This window comes from Pseudomarimonas salicorniae (assembly GCF_023156535.1).
Taxonomy (GTDB): domain Bacteria; phylum Pseudomonadota; class Gammaproteobacteria; order Xanthomonadales; family Xanthomonadaceae; genus Pseudomarimonas; species Pseudomarimonas salicorniae.
Genome location: NZ_JALNMH010000022.1, coordinates 1 through 20,137 on the forward strand (window position 1 = coordinate 1; position 20,137 = coordinate 20,137).

Here is a 20,137-nt window from a genome sequence, read left to right on the forward strand (position 1 = left end):
GACCTTGCCGCAGTCAAATTGTGGGAGCGCCCTTGGGCGCGACCGCGACGCTACGCATTCACCACAGACCGCGGCCAGAGCGGATTTCCGCGGTCGCGCCCAAGGGCGCTCCCACAGTCGGGCTTTGTTGGGCGTCGGCGAAGCCCCATAGGGTGCCTTGGAGCACCGATACGGGCGTTCGGACGGTATGCCCGGTGCGGCCAGCCGCACCCTATGAATGTCTGCCTCGCGCCCACATCGGACATCGCCGGGACCTTCCCTAGCGCGGCCACCAGGGCGGTAGCCCGTCTCCCTTCTGCAGGTCCTGCAGCCGGCGGCGGCCGCGCTTGTCGGGGCGCTGTGGCGGGGGCTGGAAGCCCTGCTCCGCCGCGCGGCGCTCGGCGCGAGCGGCCTCGCGGCGCAGCCTTGCCTCATCGCTCTCACTGTACAGCGCCTGGGCCACCGGAGCCGGCCCGCGGATGGTGGAGAGGCCGAGCACCTCGACCTCGTAGCGCTCGCCGGCGCGGTCGATGCAAAGCGCATCGCCGACGCGCACGCAGCGCGAAGGCTTGCCGACCGTCTGCCCGCCGATGGCGACCTTGCCGTTCTCCACCGCCTGCTTGGCCAGCGAACGGGTCTTGAAGAAGCGCGCCGCCCACAGCCACTGGTCGATGCGCGCCTCGGTGAGCGGCGAGCCGCTCACCGGGCGTGATCCACGGGGGACGCGCCGGGGCTCAACCCAGGATCGTCCTGTTGACCCGGGCGAGGAACGCCGCCGGATCGTCCAGCGCCGCGCCTTCGGCCAGCATCGCCTGCTCGAACAGCAGCAGGGCCAGATCCTCGCGGCGTGCCGCGTCGGACTCTTCGGCAAAGCGCTTGACCAGGCCGTGGCCCGGATTGACCTCGAGCACCGGCGCGGCGTTCGGTGCCTCGTGGCCAGCAGCCTTCAGCAGGCGCTGCATGTGCAGGGCCATGTCGGCCTCCTCCAGCACCAGACAGGACGGCGACTGGGTCAGGCGGTCGGAGACCCGGACCTCCTTGACCCGCTCACCGAGCACCCCCTTGAGCTGCTTCACGGTGTCGCCGGCCGATTCCTTCAGCGCCTCGCGCTCGGCCTTGTCGGCCGGCTCGCCAAGCTTGTCGAGGTCCAGCTCACCCTTGGCCACGTTCTTCAGCGGCTTGCCGGCGTACTCGTGCAGATAGCCGACCATCCACTCGTCGATGCGCTCGTGGAGCAACAGCACCTCGACGCCGCGCGCCTTCAGCGCCTCGAGCTGCGGGCTGTTGCGAGCCGCATTCCAGCCGTCGGCGGTCAGATAGAGGATGGCGTCCTGCTCGGCCTTCATCCGGCCGATGTAGTCGTCCAGCGACATGCGGTCCTCGGGGCCCTCGCTTCGCGTCGAGGCAAAGCGCAGCAGCTTGGCCAGGCGCTCACGATTGCCGTGGTCCTCGGCGATGCCCTCCTTCAGCAGGCCGCCGAACTCGCGCCAGAAGCCGGCGTACTTCTCGGCGTCGTCGCTGGCGACACGGTCGAGCAGGTCCAGCACGCGGCGGGTCAACGCGCTCTTCAGCTTGTCCAGCTGGCGGGTGTTCTGCAGCAGCTCGCGCGACACGTTCAGCGGCAGGTCGTCCGAGTCGACCACGCCGCGCACGAAGCGCAGGTAGGCCGGCAGCATCTGCTCCGCGGCATCCATGATGAAGACCCGCTTCACATACAGTTTCAACCCCTTGCGCTCGTCCCGATTGAACTGGAAGTCGAACGGCGCCTTGGCCGGCACGAAGAGCAGCGAGCTGAAGTTCTGGTTGCCTTCGACCTTGTTGTGGGTCCAGGCCAGCGGCTCGTTGAAGTCATGCCCGAGGTGCTTGTAGAAAGCCTGGTACTCCTCGTCCGTGATCTCGGACTTCGGCCGCATCCACAGGGCCGCGGCCTGGTTGACCGTCTCGCGTTCGGCGGTCGGCTTGCCATCCTCGAACTTGGGCAGGGTGACCGGGAAGGCGATGTGGTCGGACCAGGTGGTGATCAGGGAGCGCAGCTTCCAGGACTGAAGATAGTCCTGGGCATCCTCCTTGAGGTGCAGGGTGATGCGGGTGCCGCGGGCAAGCCCTTCGGCGGGCTCGAGCGTGAACTCGCCGCTGCCGTCGGAAGCCCAGCGCCAGCCTTCCTCGCTGCCGGCACGGCGGGTTTCGACGCTGACCCGGTCGGCGACGATGAAGGCCGAGTAGAAGCCGACGCCGAACTGCCCGATCAGATTGGCATCGGCCTTCTGGCTGGCGCCCAGCTGTTCGAGGAACTTGCGCGTGCCCGAACGGGCGATGGTGCCGAGGTTATCGATCAGCTCCGCGCGGCTCATGCCGATGCCGGTGTCGGTCACGGTCAGCGTCTTCGCCTCGGGGTCGACCGAGACGTCGATCCGCAACTCGGCGCCGTCGGCGGTCAGCGCGGGGTCGGCGATGGCCTCGAAGCGCAGCTTGTCGCAGGCGTCCGAGGCATTCGACACCAGCTCGCGGATGAAGATGTCGCGGTTGGAGTACAGGGAATGGATGACCAGGTGCAGGACCTGCTGCACCTCGGCTTCGAACTTGAACGATTCGACAGTCGCAGTCACGGCGCCCTCTCGGCAGTTGAAAACGGTTGCGCCCAATGTGGGTGCTGGACGCGGCGTTTCAAGTTCACGAGGCGTAAACGCAGAACGGCCGCCCGGAGGCGGCCGTTCAAAGCAGGCGGGAGGCGCCGGTGGGCGCCGTCGCTTACTTGGCGGAAGCGCTGAGGTCTTCCTTGATGCGGGCAGCCTTGCCTTCCAGGCCACGCAGGTAGTACAGCTTCGCGGCGCGAACCTTGCCGCGGCGCTTGACCTCGACCGAGTCGATCAGCGGCGAGAAGGTCTGGAAGACGCGCTCCACGCCGGTGCCGTGGGAGATCTTGCGCACGGTGAAGGCAGAGTTCAGGCCGCGGCTGCGCTTGGCGATGACCACGCCCTCGTAGGCCTGGACGCGCTCGCGGTTGCCTTCCTTGACCTTGACGTTGACGATCACGGTGTCGCCCGGGCCGAAATCAGGCAGCGTGCGCTGCATCTGCTCGGCTTCGAATTCCTGGATAAGCTTGTTCATGGTTGCACCGGCTGTAATGTTGTTCTGGGAATGCGCGTGTGCGCCGGAAAGTCGCGCATTATAGCCCGAGCCGAAACACGTTTGCCAGCCCTGCGGAAGAGGAAGTTCAGCGCCGGGCGGCCTCGCGGAAAGCGTCGAGCAGGCGCCGGTCCTCGCGGCTCAGCTGCAGGCGCTGGATCAGGTCCGGGCGCAGCAGCCAGGTCCGGCCCAGTGCCTGCTGACGCCGCCAGCGGGCGATGGCGGCATGGTCGCCACTGCCGAGCACCTCGGGCACCGCGCCCAGCTCATGCTGCGGCGGCCGGGTGTAGTGCGGACAGTCGAGCAGTCCGTCCTCGAAGCTGTCCTGACGGGCCGATTCCGGATCGCCCAGGGCGCCATCGCGCAACCGGCCCAGTGCGTCGACGATGACCGCAGCCGCCAGCTCGCCCCCGGAGAGCACGTAGTCGCCGATCGAGACCTGCTCATCGACGCAATGCTCGACGAAACGCTCATCGACTCCCTCGTAACGACCGCAGACCAGGATCAGTCGGGGCATCAGCGACCACTCGCGAAGCCGCTTCTGGCTCAGAGGCCGACCCTGGGGCGACATGAACAGCACGTGGGCAGGACGCGAATCGTCGGCACGGGCGGCCTCCAGGCACTGCCGCAGCGGGTCGATCATCATCACCATGCCGGGACCGCCGCCGTAGGGACGGTCATCGACCGAGCGATGCACGCCGCTGGCGAAGTCGCGGATCTGCCAAGTGCGCAGCGACAGCAGGCCCCGACGGATGGCACGGCCTACCACGCCGATCTCGGCCGACTGGCCGATGAACTCGGGAAACAGGCTGAGCACGTCGATGCGCAGCGCCTGCCGATCATCGGCGGCTGCGGGCTGGCTCAAAATTCGGGATCCCAGTCGACCGTCATACGGCCGCCGTCAAGGTCGATGTCGCGGATGACGTCCGGGCGAACGAACGGGATCAGCCGCTCGCGGTCCCCTCGGACCACGACGACGTCGTTCGCGCCCGTCGAGAAGAGGTGCGACACCTTGCCCAGTGCGAGCCCATCGACCGTACCCACCTCGAGTCCCTCGAGGTCGATCCAGTAGAACTCCCCCTCGGCCGGTTTGGGCAGGCTGCTGCGCGGCACCCAGACTTCGGCGCCGATCCAGCCCTCGGCCGCGTCGCGGTCGGTGGACTGCTCCAGCGTGAGCAGGAGGCCCTTGCCATGCGGACGCAGCTTCGGCCGTTCGACCACGGTCTCAACGCCGCGATGGCGCAGCGTCCAGGGGCGATAGCGGCCGATGGCCAGCGGGGGGTCGGTGTGGGAGCGAAGCTTGAGCTCGCCCTTGACGCCGAACACCCCGGTGATCTCTCCGACCCGAACCTCAGCCGGCCGCATCGGAGATCAGCAGGCTCAGGCGGCCGACTTGGCGGCCGTGGCTTCCTTGACCAGCATGCGGACCTTGTCGGTCAGCTGCGCGCCGTGGCCAACCCAGTGCTGCACGCGGTCGGTGTCCAGCTGCAGGCGCGGGTCGTTGCCGGCGGCGACCGGGTTGTAGAAACCCAGGCGCTCGATGGCACGGCCATCGCGCTTGTTGCGGCTGTCGGTGACGACGATGTGGTAGAAGGGGCGCTTCTTGGCGCCGCCGCGAGTCAGGCGAATCTTGACCATTTTGCGGTTTGCTCTGTAGTTCTAGGTAGGACTGTGCCCACGGCGGGACGCAGTGAACGCGCAATGATAGCGGAGCTTGTGCGGGAAGGAAAGCGGCCCGGCCGGACGGCGCGGCTCAGCCGCCGGTCAGACCCTTTTCGGCGCGGGCTACCAGGGCCTTGAGCTCGGCGTTGTCGCCGTCGGCCCGCAGACCGTCTTCGGCCAGCGTCTTGCAAAAGGTCCACAGGGACCGCTCGCAGCTGACGCCCGCCCGCTTCAGGTAGAACCCGCTGATCTGGGCCAGGCCGGCCTGGGCGCGCTGGTTGTCCGGATCCTGGTCGAGCACGCGGCGATAGAGATCGACCGCGTTCTCATCGGGCGGCGAGACGAGCCGGCGACCGGGATCGGTGTCCGAGGTGGTGCCGTACTCCATGTAGGTGTCGGCCTGGGTCAGCAGCAGTTCGATGTCGGCCTCCCCGCTGTCCACCGGGCTGGGCACGTGAACTACCGGCGGCAGCTGGGTCTCGTCCGGCGTAGGCGTGCTCGTCTGCGCCGGCGCCGGGGCTGGTGTCTCGCGAGGCCACAACCACCAGGCGCCCGCAACCACTGCGAGTACCGCGGCCAGCCCCAGGCCTACGAGCAGCGGCCTCGGCCCGCCACGCGAAGCGACACTGACTGTCCGCGTCGTGCTGCCGGACAGCCGCGAGCCACTGGCCTTGCGCTTGCCGCCGACCGCGCTCTGGATGCTGGCCGCCTCGGGTGAGGCGGCCAGCAGCTGTTCAACCGAGCTGATGAACGCCTCGCCGTTGGCGAACCGGTTCTCGGGCTGCTTGGCCATCAGGCTGTCAAGCAAAGGCTGCAGCCAGGCATGCTCGGGCGGCAGGGTCGGAACCGGCTGGGTCACATGCATCAGGGCGACTGTGAACGGATCGCTGGCCTGATAGGGCGCTTCGCCGGTCAGCATCTCGTAGAGCATCGCCCCCATGGAGTAGAGGTCAGAGCGGCCGTCGACCGATTCGGCGCGGGCCTGCTCGGGACTCATGTAGTCGGGCGTGCCAATTGAAGATCCGGCCATGGTCGCGCTGGACTTGGCGTCCATCGCCTTGGCGATACCAAAGTCGGCGAGTACCGCGGTGCCATCCAGCTTGAACAGGATGTTGCCTGGCTTGACGTCGCGGTGGACGAAGCCCTTCTGGTGCGCGAAGTGCAGGCCGCGGGCCACGTCGCATGCGATGTCGAGGGTCTCGGCCACGGTCAGGCCGGCATCGATCTTCTCGCGCAGGGTGCCGCCGGGAATGTACTCGGCGGCGAGATAGTAGACGCTGCCGTGCGAGCCGATGTCGAACACGGTGACCAGGTTCGGGTGGCTTAGCTTGGCGGTTATCCGCCCTTCCTTCAGGAATCGCTCGGTGAACTCCGAGTTTGCCGCGAGGGCCGGCGCCATGACCTTCAGCGCCACCTCGCGGTCGAGCGATTCCTGCATGGCCAGGAACACGGATGCCATCCCGCCCTCGCCGATCGGGCGAAGGATCTTGTAACCCGGGATGTGGATGTCGACAGACTTGAGGAGAACGGTCGCCGTCACGAGTGATTCCGCTTAACCAGGAGTGCAGTCATTCCCGCATCGCGGGGGCGAGCTCCGCCCCCGCCGACGGCGACGGGAAGACCCGGCGCCACCTCAGCCCGCGGCGCGGCGCAGCTCACGCAATGCGCTGACGAAGGCAGCCATGTTGTAGCCGTTCTCGTCCTTGACCCGATCGTACAGCGCATCGATGCGACCGCGCAGCGTTTCAGCCTTGGTCGCGTCGACCGCGCCTGCCGCCTCGAAGGCCGCGAGCACACTGTTGGCCGCCATCGCCGCCTGCTCCGCGGCGGCGTAGTCGCGGAACTCGCCGCGCTCGGCGTCGCGCACCAGCGAATCGAGAATCGGCATCAGCATGCCGCCATCCCAGTTGGCGGCCGCGACCTTCGGCAACAGTCCGCGGATGTCCGCGCTGAGCTGGCGGGCAGCGGCGGCGGTGGCGTCGCGGCTCTGGGTCGTGGCCCGGTGCAGCGCGCGCGTGCGCTCGCCAATGCGCGAGGCAGCACCCGGGTCGACCGCGGCCAGCACATGGCGGAACATGACGAGGTTGGCGTCGTTCAGGCGGACCACGCCCGGCCCGAGACCCGTGCCCGGTCGCGGGCCCCAGCGGCCGCTGTCCATGGTCTTGTGGCAGGCAAGGCAGTCGAACAGGACCAGCTCCGGGAAGATACCGTCCCAGCCGTGGCGCGGGTCGATCAGCGTATCCAGCAGGTTGGCCGCGGCGATGCCCTGGCCGACACCCCAGTCTCGTGCGCCGTTGAACTCACCCTTGCGGCGGATGTAGTCCTCGTCGATCTCGTAGTGCGTCACCTCGGGCAGCCAGGTGAACGTATCGAGCTCGAAGCTCAGGCGCGGATGGCCTGCGCCCATGATCCGGTGAGTGATCATGCGATCCGGCGTGCCCATGTGGCAGGACAGGCACAGCTCTGCGCGCTTGACCGGGTCCGAGGTGGGATACAGCCCGTTGGACACGTTGTCCGCGTGCGGCACGTCCTTGCTGGCATGTGAGGTCAGCCACTGCTCGGAGCCTCCATGGCAGGCTTCGCATCCCACTCCGTCGGTCAGCTGGAAGCGCTCTCCGCGCATGCCTTCCGGCGGGTTGTCGGCGTGGCAGTCCAGGCAGACCTTGGCCTGGGTGGCGTCTCCCAGACCCAGTTTGCGCGAGATGGCCTGCCCCTCAGCGCTCTGCAGCGCCTGGAAAGCCTTGGTCGCGTGAGGGTCGTACTCCTGCCAACGGGCAAATTCGTTCTGCCAGACGTTGGATTCCTTGAACTGCTGGGAGGCGCCATGGCAGACGCTGCTTGCACAGGTGGCCACCCCCATGTGCTTGTGCTGATTGATGGTCGCCACGGTCGAGGCTGCCCCGGCCTGGGCGATAAATCCAGCGCTGATAAGAAGTGTCCACAGGTGCCGTCTCATCCCCAACTCCTCCCCAGAGTGTTATGGACGCGATTCGGTGCTGCCGCCCGATTATGCCACGGCCTGTCCATCATGAAAGCGATCATCCGCCTCGGGCCAGAGGCAGGCCCCTGCGCGGCGCATCGCGGCCAGCTGCATGGCGTGCCTTTCGAGCTCGGCTTCGTCCGCTTTCTCGATACGCAGCGGACGCGTGCTGCGGATGCCCTGCCCCACCTTGGGTTGCCGCGAGCGGTCCGCCATCGGCGCGGCCAGCTCGAGCGCGCCCTGGCCCGAGGTCATGGCGAGGTAGACCTCGGCCAGGATCTCGGCATCGAGCAGCGCGCCGTGCAGCGTGCGGTGCTGGTTGTTGACGTCGAGACGCTTGCACAGCGCATCAAGGCTGTTGCGCTGGCCGGGATACCGCTCCCGCGCCATGGCCAGCGTATCGGTGACCTGGCACATCTGGTCGAGGCGCTCCGGCCACCCTGCGCGGACAAGCTCGGCGTTAAGGAAGCCGACGTCGAAGGCGGCGTTGTGGATGATCAGCTCGGCGCCGCGGACGAACTCGACGAAGGGCCCGAGCACCTCGGCGAAGCGCGGTTTGTCGGAGAGGAACTCGTCGGTCAGCCCGGTGACCTCGCTGGCCCCGGCATCCATCGACCTGTCGGGATTCAGGTAGCGCTGGAAATGCCGGCCGCTGGGACGGCGCTCGACGAGTTCCACACAGCCGATCTCGACCACCCGGTGGCCCTTCTCGACCGACAGGCCGGTCGTCTCGGTATCCAGCACCACAAGCCTCATCCGCGTACCGCCTCCTTGTATTTCTCGGCTTCCGTGCGGGCCAGCCGGTCGACCCGCTCGTTGTCAGGATCACCGGAATGCCCCTTGACCCAAAGCCATTCGACCCGATGCGGCGCTGCGGCGGCGCTCAGGCGCTGCCACAGGTCGCGGTTCTTGACCTCGCCGCCGCTGGCCGTGCGCCAGCCGCGACGCTGCCAGTTCGGCAGCCATTCGCTGATCCCCTGTCGCACGTACTGGGAATCCGTGCGCAGGCTGACCTCGCAGGGCCGGGTCAATGCTTCGAGGGCCGCAATCGCGGCCATCAGCTCCATCCGGTTGTTGGTGGTCTGCGCCTCGCCGCCGACCAGCTCGCGCTCGCGACCGGCATAGCGCAGCAGGGCCGCCCAGCCGCCCGGCCCGGGATTGCCGAGACAGGCCCCGTCGGTGGATACCTCGACCCGGCTCACGAAGGCGTGGCCCGGGCCCGAAGCCGCGCAGCCGCCGGCCCGACCATGGTCGGCGCCGCGCGTCGCTTGCGCGCGATGAGCGCCTGCGAAGAGAGAAACGGGGCGGACAGCGCATGCAACCGTCCACCGCGCGGCGGGCGCGACGCGCCGCCGCGCGGCAGTAGACGCCCGGCGCCGAAGCGGCGCTCCACGGTAAGACCGGCATCACGCAGCATCCGTTCCAGCGTCGCACCGCTGAGGCTGCGCAGCCGACCCGCGGGCCAGCGCAGGCGGAACGGGCTCAGCGGGTTGAACACGAGCGCGATCAGCAGCCCTTCGGGCTGCAGGCAGCGCACGCATTCACGGACCAGCGCCGCGGGATCGGCTTCCTGTTCCAGAGCGTGCAGCAGGTAGACCAGGTTGAAGGTTTCGCTGCCGAAGGGCAGATGGCCGGCCTCACAGCTGAGGTCCCCCTGCCAGCCCCGTCCCCCTGGATGCAGCACGGTCAGCGCCTGGAGCATGTTTCCGGACAACTCCCGCGGTACCGAGGCGGCCGGGCGCAGGTACAGGCCGCGCACGCCGATCTGGGCGGTCAGCGCCGGGATCAACTCGGCCTGCTCATCGGCCATCGCCGCGCCCACCGCGGGCAGGGCGAACCAGTTGCTAAGCGGTGCGGGGGTCGGAGCGGTGCGGGGCATCCGGCTATTGTGCCCCAGCCGGCCCGCGCAAAGCCCGCACGGCGTGCGGATCGGCCCCCTTTCAGGAGGCCGGCGGCGCGTGCACACTTGCGCCCTTCGAAATCGGAGGGAGTGAGACATGGGAATTCTTGCAGGCAAGCGGGCGCTCGTCGTCGGCATCGCCAGCCAGCGCTCGATCGCCTGGGGCATCGCCGAGGCGATGCATCGGCAGGGTGCGCAGCTCGCGTTCACCTATCAGAACGAGAAGCTGCGATCGCGCGTCGAGGACGCAGCCCAGGCGTTCGGTTCGGACATCGTGCTGCCGCTCGATGTCGCCGAGGATGCACAGATTGATGCCGCCTTCGCCGCGCTCGGCGAGCGCTGGGACGGCCTCGACGTACTCGTCCACTCCGTGGGTTTCGCCCCGCGGGAGGCGCTTGAGGGCGGCTTCCTCGACGGCCTGACCCGGGAGAACTTCGGCATCGCCCACGACGTCTCAAGCTACAGCCTGGCAGCGCTGGCCAAGGCGGCACGGCCGATGATGCAGGGCCGCAACGGCTCCGTGCTGACCCTGTCCTACCTGGGCGCCGAACGGGCTCTGGCCAACTACAACGTGATGGGCCTTGCCAAGGCCAGCCTGGAGGCTTGCGTGCGCTATCTGGCGCTGAACCTCGGCCCCGAAGGCACGCGCGTCAATGCGATCTCAGCTGGTCCCATCAAGACCCTGGCAGCGGCCGGGATCGGCAACTTCCGCAAGATGCTCGGCCACGTCGAGGCCAACGCTCCGCTGCGCCGCAGCGTGACCATCGAGGATGTCGGCAATGCCGCGGCCTTCCTCTGCTCGGACCTTGCCGCCGGCATCACCGGCGAGGTGACCTATGTCGATGCCGGTTACAACATTCTCGGCATGACCGGAATCGACTGAGCATCGCCCGCGGCGGGGCATCGGCCAGCTCGGCCCGACCGGAGGCGCTGCGCGACATCGGGCGGGCTGCGCGGCGGGTGAGGGCGATCTTCGGGCGCGAAGCAGACGTTCGCCACCGCCCCCGATCGGGCGGGCTCTTCGTAGGAGCGGACATGGCCGCGACCGCGGAGATCCGCTCTGGCCGCGGTCTGTGGTGAATACGCCACGCCGCGGTCGCGCCCCTGTGCGCTCCCACAGTCGGGCTTCGTTGGGCGTCAGCGAAGCCCCATAGGGTGCGTCTTGGACGCACCGATACGGGCGTTCGGACGGTACGCCCGGTGCGGCCAGCCGCACCCTATGAATGTCTTCTCTAAGACTGTCTGCTTTGCGCCCATAGCAGGCGAAACCTTCGACTCGCCTGTGACCGGTGCGAGGAACGAAAAACCCGGCCGAGGCCGGGTTTTTCATGGAGCTGCTTCGGAGAATGCGCCGCGGCTACAGCCGCTGTTCGGCCAACTTGACCTCGTAGCGCGTCTTCAGCAGCTCGATCAGCTCGCGCACTTCGGTGGCGGCCTGGGTCTGCGCCAACTGGTCCTGCATGGATTGGCGCTCGGCCGGAGCAACCGTGGACGGATCACCATCGGTGACATCGGTCACTTCAAGCAGGGCGCGGCGCCCGGCGCCCAGCTCGACCACCTGACGCTGCGGGGCGAGATCGGTGGGGCGCGGCATCTCGAAGGCCGCCTCCACCAGCTGCGGATCGATGCCCGACCCATTCCGGGTGAGGTCGTCCGCGGTCTTGACCTCAAGTCCGGCCTCGGTAGCGATGGACTCAAGGGTGGCCTCGCCGGTCCACTTCGCCATCAGCGCCTCTGCGGCCTGGTCGGCCAGCTGGCGGCTGCGGTCGCGGCGCCAGTCGGCGGCGACCTGATCGCGAACCTCTTCGAGCGCCATCGGAACCGAGGGCTGATGCTCGCTCACCCGAAGTACCATGGTGCGACCATCTCCCAGATCGATCGGGTCGCTGCTGGTCTTCTCGCGGATGAGCCGGGCCTGGAAAGCTGCCTTGAGCACCTCCGGATGACTGCTCAGCGGATCCTCTCCCCCGAAGCGTCCGAACGGGCCGGCCGTCTGGATCTCGAGCCCCAGCTCATTGGCGGCGGGCGCCAGGGTGGTCGGATCGCGATAGGTGATATCGACCAGCCGTCCGGCACGCTCGCTGATCACCCGCTCGCGCTCGCCGGCGAGGTACTCGGCCTCGACCTCGTCGCGAACTGCCTCGAAGGGCTTGACGTCACCCGGACGCAGCTCGCGGAGCTGGATCACGTGCCAGCCTTCGCTGGTCTTGACCGGCTCACTGATGCTGCCCGGCTCCATCGCGAACAAAGCCGACTCGAAGGCCGGGTCGGTCAGGCCGCTCTCGATCCAGCCAAGATCCCCTCCGGTGGCCTTGGAGCCGATGTCCTCGGAATGCTCGCGAGCCAGCGCCGCGAAGTCGGCGCCCTCGGCGCGGGCCTGCTCGACAAGCGCCTTCGCGCGCGCCTGGGCGGCCATCTGCTCCTCGGCCGGCGCGTCCTCGGGCACCTTGATCAGGATGTGCGAGGCCAGACGCTGCTCGATCTCGGTGAAGCGCGCCTTCTGTTCCTCATAGCGCTCACGAAGACTGTCCTCGTCTACGCTGGTCGGTACCTCGACGCCGGCCGGATCGACGACCAGGTACTCGATGCTGACCTTCTCTTCGCTGCGGTACTTGTCTGCGTGCTCGGCATGGTAGGCCTCGAGGGCTGCCTGGTCCGGTTCGCCGATGGCCTCGTCAGCCGGTGCCGGCAGCTCGACATAGCGCAGATCGCGCTTCTGGTCGCGCATCCGGAAGTACTGGTCGACCTCGGCGGCGGTGGCGAAGGTCGAGCGCCCCAGCGCCTGCGGCAGCGCCCTCACCTCCAGCTCGTCGCGCAGGCGCTGTTCGAAGGACAGCGGCGTCATCCCCTGCGAGGCGAGCAACGTGCGGTACTGCTGCGGATTGAACTGACCGTCGAGCTTGAAGGCGTCGATCTTCATGATCTCGTCCTGCAGCTGGCGCGGGCTCACCGCAAGGCCCAGATCCCGTGCGGCCTGGCGCAGCAGGGATTCCTCGACCAGCGAATCCAGGACGCGGCGCTTGGCCTCCGGCGTCTCGAGCTGCGAAGGGTCGAAGCGCTCACCCATCATCTGCCGGGTCTGCTGGCGGTATTCCTCGAAGCGCTGCCGGTAGGTGTCCTGCGAGATCTCCTGCTCGCCCACCATGGCCACCCACAGCTGGGCCTGGTCGGAGAAGTAGTTGTTCACGCCGAAGAATGCGAAGGGAATGATCAGCAGGCCCACGATGACCGTGGCGATCCACCCGGTGGTCTTCTCTCGAATCGTCTGCAGCATCGATGCGGTTTTCCGTCTCGAGCGCCTGGCAGGGCGCGTTGGCGAAGGCTGAAAAAAACAAGGGCGCCGATTGCGCGGCGCCCTTGGAAAAGGTGGCGGAGTGGACGGGACTCGAACCCGCGACCCCCGGCGTGACAGGCCGGTATTCTAACCGACTGAACTACCACTCCGCATTTTCAGCGCTGCAGGGGGGTGATCCTGCAGCGTTTGAAGCTTGGTGGGTGCTGAGGGTTTCGAACCCCCGACCCTCGCCTTGTAAGGGCGACGCTCTACCGCTGAGCTAAGCACCCGGCGAAGTCGCTCAGTTTACAGCATCCTTGAGCGCTTTGCCAGCCTTGAACGAAGGAATTTTCGAGGCCTTGATCTTGATGGTCTGACCGGTGCGCGGGTTGCGACCCTGACGGGCGGCGCGCTTGCGAACCTGGAAGGTGCCGAAGCCGACCAGCGACACGCTGTCACCCTTCTTCAGGGCCTTCTTGACCACTTCGATCATGGCGTCGATCGCGCGACCCGCGTCGGCCTTGGACAGCTCGGCAGCCCCTGCCACCGCACCAACGAAATCACCCTTGTTCATTATCTTGTCACTCCCGTTGTTGAGTCAGCTCAACTCATCTTTGGCTTGTTGGAAACCGCGCTGCCGCCTGGGCATCTCGCCGTTTCGTCCTGTCCCGCCCATGCCGCGAGGTGGCCGCGGGAGAGCGCTGTAGACCGCCGGATTTATACCAGCCGCATTTCAGGCGCGCAACGAGAAAAAGCAGGAAACATGCGGCCTGCAGCGCTTTCGGTTACATCCGAACGCGGCAACTGCCGGTTTCTCGCCCGCCGGCCGCCAGCGCCGCAGGCATGCTCATTGGATCCCCCTGGCGAGATGGCCGCGCCTAGTGCGCGCGGCCACTCGGTGCGTTGTCACCATCCCCTCGCTTGCCCTCGGCCCCGGCACCACCCGTCGTTTCCGCGTCGGCCGCGGCGGGCTGTAGCGGGGATTCCAAGGCCAGGTCGAGCACCTGGTCGATCCAGCGCACGGGCACGATCTTCAAACCCTTGGTGACGTTGTCGGGGATGTCGGCAAGGTCCTTCTTGTTCTCCTCCGGAATGATCACCGTGCGGATGCCGCCGCGCAGCGCGGCGAGCAGCTTCTCCTTCAACCCGCCGATCGGCAACACCCGTCCGCGCAGCGTGATTTCCCCGGTCATCGCCACTTCCGACTTAACGGGCACCTTGCTCAGAACAGAGACCAGTGCGGTCACCATGGCGATGCCCGCGCTGGGACCATCCTTGGGCGTCGCGCCCTCGGGAACATGCACGTGGATGTCGAACTTCTGGTGGAACTCCGGATCGACTCCCAGCGCCACCGCCCGCGCACGCACGACGCTGAGCGCAGCCTTGATCGACTCCTGCATCACGTCGCCCAGCTGACCGGTGTACTGCAGGCCGCCCTTACCGGGCACCAGCGACGCCTCGATCTGCAGCAGGTCACCGCCGACCTCGGTCCAGGCAAGTCCCGTCACCAGACCGATCTCGTTGGCCTGCTCCGCTCGACCGAAGTCGAACTTGCGAACACCGAGGTACTTGTCGATGTTCTTCGGGGTGACCTGAACGCCGGACCTGCGCTTCTTCTTGCCTTCCTGCGGTCCGGCCAGCGCGATCTCCTTAACCACCTTGCGGCAGATCTTGGACAGTTCCCGCTCAAGATTGCGCACGCCCGATTCGCGCGTGTAGTAGCGGATGATCTCGCGGATTGCCGCCTCGCTCACGGCAAGCTCGCCCTCCTTCAGCCCGTTGCCCTTCAGCTGCTTGGGCAGCAGGTAACGGATCGCGATATTGGTCTTCTCGTCCTCGGTGTAGCCGGGAATGCGGATGACCTCCATGCGGTCGAGCAGCGGCCCGGGGATGTTCAGCGAGTTGGCCGTGGCCACGAACATCACCTCGGACAGATCCAGGTCGACCTCGAGGTAGTGGTCGTTGAAGGCGTTGTTCTGTTCCGGATCGAGCACCTCGAGCAGGGCCGAGCTGGGATCGCCACGGAAATCCATGCTCATCTTGTCGATCTCGTCGAGAACGAACAGCGGATTCTTCGTGCCGATCTTCGACAGGTTCTGCACCAGGCGTCCGGGCATGGAGCCGATGTAGGTCCGGCGATGGCCGCGGATCTCGGCCTCGTCGCGTACGCCGCCCAGGCTCATGCGCACGAAGCGCCGGTTGGTGGCCTTGGCGATCGACTGCCCGAGCGAGGTCTTGCCGACGCCCGGAGGGCCGACAAGGCAGAGGATCGGCCCCTTCATCGCCTTCACCCGCTGCTGGACGGCGAGGTACTCAAGGATGCGCTCCTTGACCTTCTCCAGTCCGTAGTGATCGGCGTCAAGCACGTCCTGCGCCGCCTTGAGGTCGCGGCGCACCTTGCTGCGCTTCTTCCACGGCACGCCGACCAGCCAGTCGATGTAGTTGCGAACCACGGTCGCCTCGGCCGACATCGGCGACATCTGCTTGAGCTTGTTCAGCTCGGTCTTGGCCTTGGCCTCGACCGCCTTGGGCATGCCGGCCGTAGCGATCTTCCGGGTCAGGTCCTCGATCTCGTTGGGAGCCTCATCGAGGTCGCCCAGCTCCTTCTGGATCGCCTTCATCTGCTCGTTGAGGTAGTACTCGCGCTGGCTCTTCTCCATCTGCGACTTGACCCGGCCGCGGATGCGCTTCTCCAGCTGCTGCACGTCGATCTCACCGTCGACGAAACCGATCAGTTTTTCCAGGCGCTGGGCAACGTCCACACACTCGAGCAGTTCCTGCTTGTCCGAGAGGCGGATGCCGAGGTGCGCGGCGACCGTATCGGCGATCCGCGAGGGATCGTCGATGCCGGCGATGGTCGAGAGCAGCTCCGGCGGAATCTTGCGATTCATCTTGACGTACTGCTCGAACAGCGAGAGCAGCGACTTCATCGTCACGTCGATCTCGCGCTCGGCGACGCTGTATTCGGGCTCGACCTCATGGCCACTGGCCACCAGGGCGCCCTCGCGCTCGGAGACCCGGTCAAGGCGAACGCGGGAAACGCCCTCGACCAGCACCTTGATCGTGCCGTCGGGCAGCTTGAGCAGCTGCAGCACCTGCGCGAGTGCCCCGACCTCGTAGAGATCCTTGGCCGCCGGGTCGTCCACATCCGGCACCTTCTGGGCGACCAGGATGATCTGCTTGCCATTCTCCATGGCCAGATCGAGCGCGCGCACGGATTTTTCCCGGCCGACGAACAGCGGGATCACCATATGCGGGTACACGACCACGTCGCGCAGCGGCAGGACCGGTACTTCCTGCAGCGGCGACTTGCTTTGCTCGGACATCGTCTACTCCATGTCGACGGGGGCGCGGCGCGCCCATGGACGGGAGATGGGGCCCGCATGCCCCGGCCTCAAGGGCAGGATGCGCCCGGCCGGCGGGAGGGGCAAGGGAAAAACTGCGCAGTAGCAGGCAGAAACGACAACGCCGCCCGAAGGCGGCGCTGTCGTTCAGCCAGGCCTGCAGGTTCAGTCCGCCGAGGCGGCCTTCTGGGCCTGAGGCTGGTTCGAGTAGATCAGGAACGGCTCGGCCTGGTTGTTGATGACGGTCTCGTCAACGACCACCTTGCTGACGTTGTCCAGCGAAGGCAGCTCGTACATGGTGTCGAGCAGGACCGACTCGATGATCGTGCGCAGGCCACGGGCGCCGGTCTTGCGCTTGAGTGCCTTGCCAGCCACCGCGCTGAGCGCGTCGGGGCGGAATTCGAGCTCGACACCCTCCATCTCGAACAGCTTCTTGAACTGCTTCGTGATGGCGTTCTTCGGCTCGGTAAGGATCTTCACCAGGGCCGCCTCGTCCAGCTCCTCGAGCGTGGCGACCACCGGCAGGCGGCCGACGAACTCGGGAATCAGGCCGAACTTGATCAGATCTTCGGGCTCGACCTCGGCCAGCAGCTTGCCGATGTTGGCTTTCTGCTTCTTGCTGCGGACCTCGGCACCGAAGCCGATACCGCCGGCATCCAGCGAACGCTGCTGGATGATCTTGTCCAGCCCGGCAAAGGCGCCGCCGCAGATGAACAGGATATTCTTGGTGTCGACCTGCAGGAATTCCTGCTGGGGGTGCTTGCGCCCGCCCTGAGGCGGCACGCTGGCGACCGTGCCTTCGATCAGCTTGAGCAGCGCCTGCTGGACGCCCTCGCCCGACACGTCCCGGGTGATGGACGGGTTCTCGGACTTGCGCGAGATCTTGTCGATCTCGTCGATATAGACGATGCCGTGCTGCGCCTTGTCGACGTCGTAGTCGCACTTCTGCAGCAGCTTCTGGATGATGTTCTCGACATCCTCGCCGACGTAGCCCGCCTCGGTCAGCGTGGTCGCATCGGCAATGGTGAAGGGCACGTTGAGCAGCCGCGCCAGCGTTTCGGCCAGCAGGGTCTTGCCCGACCCGGTCGGACCGACCAGGAGGATATTGCTCTTCGAGAGCTCGACCTCGTCACCCTTGGCGCGGGTCTCGACCCGCTTGTAGTGGTTGTAGACCGCCACCGCCAGGGTCTTCTTCGCGCGCGGCTGGCCAACCACGTACTGGTCAAGGACTTCGAGGATTTCCCGCGGCTTCGGAAGGTGACTGCGCGAGCTGGAAACCTTTTCTTCCAGTTCCTCGCGGATGATGTCATTGCACAGCTCGACGCACTCATCGCAGATGAACACGCTCGGGCCCGCAATCAGCTTGCGGACCTCATGCTGGCTCTTCCCGCAGAAGGAACAGTAGAGGATTTTTGCGCTGTCGCCACCGCGACCGGAACGCTCTTCAGTCATGCTGCTTTGCCTGCCAACCGCCCCTTGCGGGGGATGGCCCGAGAATACCACAGGGAAAGTGTGCCACCAGCCGGCGCGGTGCGCGGCCGGGGGCGCGAATTGTGAAGGCCCGGAAGCCCCCCGCCGGGGCTCAGCCCGGCTTGACGGTCTCTTCGCTGCGGCGGTCGATGACCGAGTCGATCAGGCCATACTCCGCGGCGGCCTCGGCGCTCATGAAGTTGTCGCGATCGGTGTCCTTCGCGATGCGCTCCAGGGGCTGCCCGGTGTGGTGGGCCAGCACCTTGTTCAGCCGCTCGCGCAGGGTCAGGATCTCGCGGGTGTGGATCTCGATGTCGCTGGCCTGGCCCTGGTAGCCACCGAGCGGCTGATGGATCATCACCCGCGAGTGCGGCAGGGCGTGGCGCTTGCCCTTGGTGCCGGCCGCCAGCAGCAGTGCGCCCATGCTGGCCGCCTGGCCGATGCACATGGTGACCACGTCCGGCTTGATGAACTGCATGGTGTCGTAGATCGCCATGCCGGCGGTGACCACGCCGCCCGGGCTGTTGATGTACAGGCTGATGTCCTTGTCCGGATTCTCCGACTCGAGGAACAGCAGCTGCGCCACCACCAGGTTGGCCATGTGGTCGTCGATCGGACCGACCAGGAAGATCACCCGCTCCTTCAGCAACCGCGAGTAGATGTCGTAGGCGCGCTCGCCGCGACTGGTCTGCTCGACCACCATGGGAACAAGGTTGAGGTTGCGGATCGTCATGGGTTCTTCCTGGTGTGGGCGACGGGACCGGCGATCAGCCTGCGTTACCGGGGCTCATCACCTCGGCAAAGCTGAGCTTCTCGACCGTGAGGTCGGAGTGATCGGCGATCCAGTCAATCACCTGGTCCTCGATGACCCGGCTTTCAAGACCCTGCATCAGCTGCGCATCGTTGCGGTACAGCTCGATGACCTGCATCGGGTCCTCGTAGGTCGAGGCGATGCTGGCCATCATCTCGTTGACCCGGTTGCGGTCGAGGCGAATCTCGTTCTGCCGGGCCAGCTCGCCCAGCAGCACCGCCGCGGCGACCCGCTGGCGCGCCGCCGGCTTGACGCTTTCGATGTCGATCTGGACATTCTTGCGGCCCTGCTGCTGGGCCTGGCGCTGCGCCTGCTGGACAAGGCCCTGGGCCTCGGCGTCGATCAGGCCCTGCGGCAGCTCGAGGTCGGCATGCTGTTCAAGCAGCTTCTTGACCACATCGCCCTTCAGGCGCTGCATCAGCGCACCCTTGAGCTCGCGCTCGAGGTTGGCGCGCACTTCCTTGCGGAAGGTCTCGACGCCACCCTCGGCGATGCCGAAGCTGGCGATGAAGGCATCGTCGATCTCCGGCAGCAGGCTCTCGGACACGCGGATCACCTTGAGGTGCATCGTGCCCTTCTTGCCGGCCAGCTCGGCGGCGCCGTGCTTCTCCGGGAAATCCATCTCGAAATCGACGGTGTCGTTGGCCGACAGGCCTTCAAGCTTGGCCTCGATCTCGGTCAGCACCGCACCGCTGCCGATCACCGTGCCGGAACGTTCCTCACCCTCGGCCGGGACGCGCTTGCCGTCGACGTCGACATGCGACTCGAACAGCACCATGTCCCCCGCCTTGGCGGCGCGCTCCACAGGCTTCCACTGGCGACGCTGCATGCGCAGGGTCTCGATCATGCGATCGATATCGGCGTCCTCGACCTCGGCGGTCGGACGCTTCACCTTGAGCTTGGAGACGTCGATCGCCGAGACCTCGGGCATCACCTCGAAGGTCGCGACGTACTGGAACTCGTCCCCGGAGGACTTGCCGCTGGTCTCGATCGACGGCGGCAGCGCCGGACGCAGGTTCTCCTGGCGCAGGGCCTCGCTGAAGGACTCGCGGATGACCTCGGACACGGCCTCGTTGCGAACCTGGTCGCCGAAGCGCTGCTCGATGACCTTGGGCGGCACCTTGCCGGGGCGGAAACCCTTCAGGCGCACGTTGCGCGACAGCTCGCGCAGGCGCTGGGAGACCTGGGACTCGATCTTCTCGGCGGGCAGACTGACCGTCAGCTTGCGGACGAGGTTGCTGGGGTGTTCAACCGAAACTTGCATGACAACTCCTGGGGCAGCCAGCGCCTCGCCACTCCGATGCGCCGTGAGAATTCTCTGCCGTCCAGCAGGCGCCGAGTTCCCGTCCACCGTCGAGCCTCGCCCCCGCGCACCGATGCCATGGTGCGAAAGGAGAGACTCGAACTCTCACGGGTTACCCCACTGGAACCTAAATCCAGCGCGTCTACCAGTTCCGCCACTTTCGCGTTTGGCCGATCGGAGGGATTGCGTCCCGCAGGGAGTCGAGATGGTGGGCCGTGTAGGATTCGAACCTACGACCTATTGATTAAGAGTCAACTGCTCTACCAACTGAGCTAACGGCCCATCTGA

At 66.7% G+C, this 20,137-nt stretch carries 18 protein-coding genes and 4 tRNA genes; 1 reads left to right on the forward strand and 21 read right to left on the reverse strand.

Features of this window, described 5'->3' with window-relative positions; all coding sequences use genetic code 11:
- Positions 1 to 259 precede the first annotated feature (259 nt).
- From M0G41_RS18045 to M0G41_RS18095, 11 genes are all read right to left on the reverse strand, one after another.
- Positions 260 to 682, reverse strand: a complete 423-nt coding sequence (locus M0G41_RS18045) for an RNA-binding S4 domain-containing protein (RefSeq protein WP_248211591.1) — start codon at positions 680 to 682, stop codon at positions 260 to 262.
- 31 nt (positions 683 to 713) lie between these two features.
- Positions 714 to 2,585, reverse strand: a complete 1,872-nt coding sequence (gene htpG, locus M0G41_RS18050) for a molecular chaperone HtpG (protein WP_248211593.1) — start codon at positions 2,583 to 2,585, stop codon at positions 714 to 716.
- Between the two features lie 142 nt (positions 2,586 to 2,727).
- Positions 2,728 to 3,087 (reverse strand): 50S ribosomal protein L19, encoded by a 360-nt coding sequence (rplS, locus tag M0G41_RS18055; protein WP_248211594.1) that lies wholly within the window; start codon positions 3,085 to 3,087, stop codon positions 2,728 to 2,730.
- Between the two features lie 106 nt (positions 3,088 to 3,193).
- The gene (gene trmD, locus M0G41_RS18060; RefSeq protein ID WP_248211621.1) at positions 3,194 to 3,934 is read right to left on the reverse strand and encodes a tRNA (guanosine(37)-N1)-methyltransferase TrmD; all 741 of its coding nucleotides are present in this window, start codon (positions 3,932 to 3,934) and stop codon (positions 3,194 to 3,196) included.
- A 32-nt stretch (positions 3,935 to 3,966) separates the two neighbouring features.
- On the reverse strand, positions 3,967 to 4,470 hold the full coding sequence (rimM, locus tag M0G41_RS18065) for a ribosome maturation factor RimM (RefSeq protein ID WP_248211595.1): 504 nt from the start codon (positions 4,468 to 4,470) through the stop codon (positions 3,967 to 3,969).
- A 15-nt stretch (positions 4,471 to 4,485) separates the two neighbouring features.
- On the reverse strand, positions 4,486 to 4,743 hold the full coding sequence (gene rpsP, locus M0G41_RS18070) for a 30S ribosomal protein S16 (RefSeq protein WP_248211596.1): 258 nt from the start codon (positions 4,741 to 4,743) through the stop codon (positions 4,486 to 4,488).
- Positions 4,744 to 4,858: 115 nt separating this feature from the next.
- Positions 4,859 to 6,307 carry a serine/threonine-protein kinase gene (locus tag M0G41_RS18075; RefSeq protein ID WP_248211597.1) on the reverse strand — a complete coding sequence of 483 codons (1,449 nt, stop codon included), beginning with the start codon at positions 6,305 to 6,307 and terminating at the stop codon, positions 4,859 to 4,861.
- Between the two features lie 93 nt (positions 6,308 to 6,400).
- Positions 6,401 to 7,723, reverse strand: a complete 1,323-nt coding sequence (locus M0G41_RS18080; protein ID WP_248211599.1) for a cytochrome c family protein — start codon at positions 7,721 to 7,723, stop codon at positions 6,401 to 6,403.
- A 51-nt stretch (positions 7,724 to 7,774) separates the two neighbouring features.
- Positions 7,775 to 8,503 carry a DNA polymerase III subunit epsilon gene (gene dnaQ, locus M0G41_RS18085; protein WP_248211600.1) on the reverse strand — a complete coding sequence of 243 codons (729 nt, stop codon included), beginning with the start codon at positions 8,501 to 8,503 and terminating at the stop codon, positions 7,775 to 7,777.
- Positions 8,500 to 8,949 carry a ribonuclease HI gene (gene rnhA, locus M0G41_RS18090; protein ID WP_248211602.1) on the reverse strand — a complete coding sequence of 150 codons (450 nt, stop codon included), beginning with the start codon at positions 8,947 to 8,949 and terminating at the stop codon, positions 8,500 to 8,502. The genes dnaQ and rnhA overlap by 4 nt, the downstream gene beginning before the upstream one ends.
- Complete coding sequence (locus M0G41_RS18095) at positions 8,946 to 9,626, reverse strand: methyltransferase domain-containing protein (protein WP_248211604.1); 681 nt, start codon at positions 9,624 to 9,626, stop codon at positions 8,946 to 8,948. The genes rnhA and M0G41_RS18095 overlap by 4 nt, the downstream gene beginning before the upstream one ends.
- 118 nt (positions 9,627 to 9,744) lie before the next feature.
- Here M0G41_RS18095 and M0G41_RS18100 point away from each other — a divergent pair, with 118 nt between their 5' ends.
- Positions 9,745 to 10,530: an enoyl-ACP reductase FabI gene (locus M0G41_RS18100; RefSeq protein WP_248211606.1), complete on the forward strand. Its 786-nt coding sequence runs from the start codon at positions 9,745 to 9,747 to the stop codon at positions 10,528 to 10,530.
- 474 nt (positions 10,531 to 11,004) lie between these two features.
- On the opposite strand, the gene M0G41_RS18105 is transcribed toward M0G41_RS18100, so the two are convergent.
- The 10 genes from M0G41_RS18105 to M0G41_RS18150 form a co-directional block, all read right to left on the reverse strand.
- The gene (locus M0G41_RS18105) at positions 11,005 to 12,921 is read right to left on the reverse strand and encodes a SurA N-terminal domain-containing protein (RefSeq protein WP_248211608.1); all 1,917 of its coding nucleotides are present in this window, start codon (positions 12,919 to 12,921) and stop codon (positions 11,005 to 11,007) included.
- A 93-nt stretch (positions 12,922 to 13,014) separates the two neighbouring features.
- Positions 13,015 to 13,091: transfer RNA gene (locus tag M0G41_RS18110), tRNA-Asp, on the reverse strand.
- A gap of 45 nt (positions 13,092 to 13,136) precedes the next feature.
- A tRNA-Val gene (locus tag M0G41_RS18115) sits at positions 13,137 to 13,211 on the reverse strand.
- An 11-nt stretch (positions 13,212 to 13,222) separates the two neighbouring features.
- Complete coding sequence (locus M0G41_RS18120; protein ID WP_248211609.1) at positions 13,223 to 13,495, reverse strand: HU family DNA-binding protein; 273 nt, start codon at positions 13,493 to 13,495, stop codon at positions 13,223 to 13,225.
- A gap of 304 nt (positions 13,496 to 13,799) precedes the next feature.
- A complete protein-coding gene (gene lon, locus M0G41_RS18125) occupies positions 13,800 to 16,247 on the reverse strand; it encodes an endopeptidase La (protein WP_248211610.1) in 2,448 nt (815 codons plus the stop codon).
- Positions 16,248 to 16,430: 183 nt separating this feature from the next.
- A complete protein-coding gene (gene clpX / locus M0G41_RS18130) occupies positions 16,431 to 17,717 on the reverse strand; it encodes an ATP-dependent Clp protease ATP-binding subunit ClpX (protein WP_248211611.1) in 1,287 nt (428 codons plus the stop codon).
- Positions 17,718 to 17,847: 130 nt separating this feature from the next.
- Positions 17,848 to 18,468, reverse strand: a complete 621-nt coding sequence (clpP, locus tag M0G41_RS18135) for an ATP-dependent Clp endopeptidase proteolytic subunit ClpP (RefSeq protein ID WP_248211612.1) — start codon at positions 18,466 to 18,468, stop codon at positions 17,848 to 17,850.
- Positions 18,469 to 18,502: 34 nt separating this feature from the next.
- Positions 18,503 to 19,810, reverse strand: coding sequence for a trigger factor (gene tig, locus M0G41_RS18140; protein ID WP_248211613.1), 1,308 nt, complete (start codon positions 19,808 to 19,810; stop codon positions 18,503 to 18,505).
- Positions 19,811 to 19,928: 118 nt separating this feature from the next.
- A tRNA-Leu gene (locus M0G41_RS18145) sits at positions 19,929 to 20,013 on the reverse strand.
- 42 nt (positions 20,014 to 20,055) lie between these two features.
- Positions 20,056 to 20,131 (reverse strand) — tRNA-Lys (locus M0G41_RS18150).
- Positions 20,132 to 20,137: the final 6 nt, after the last annotated feature.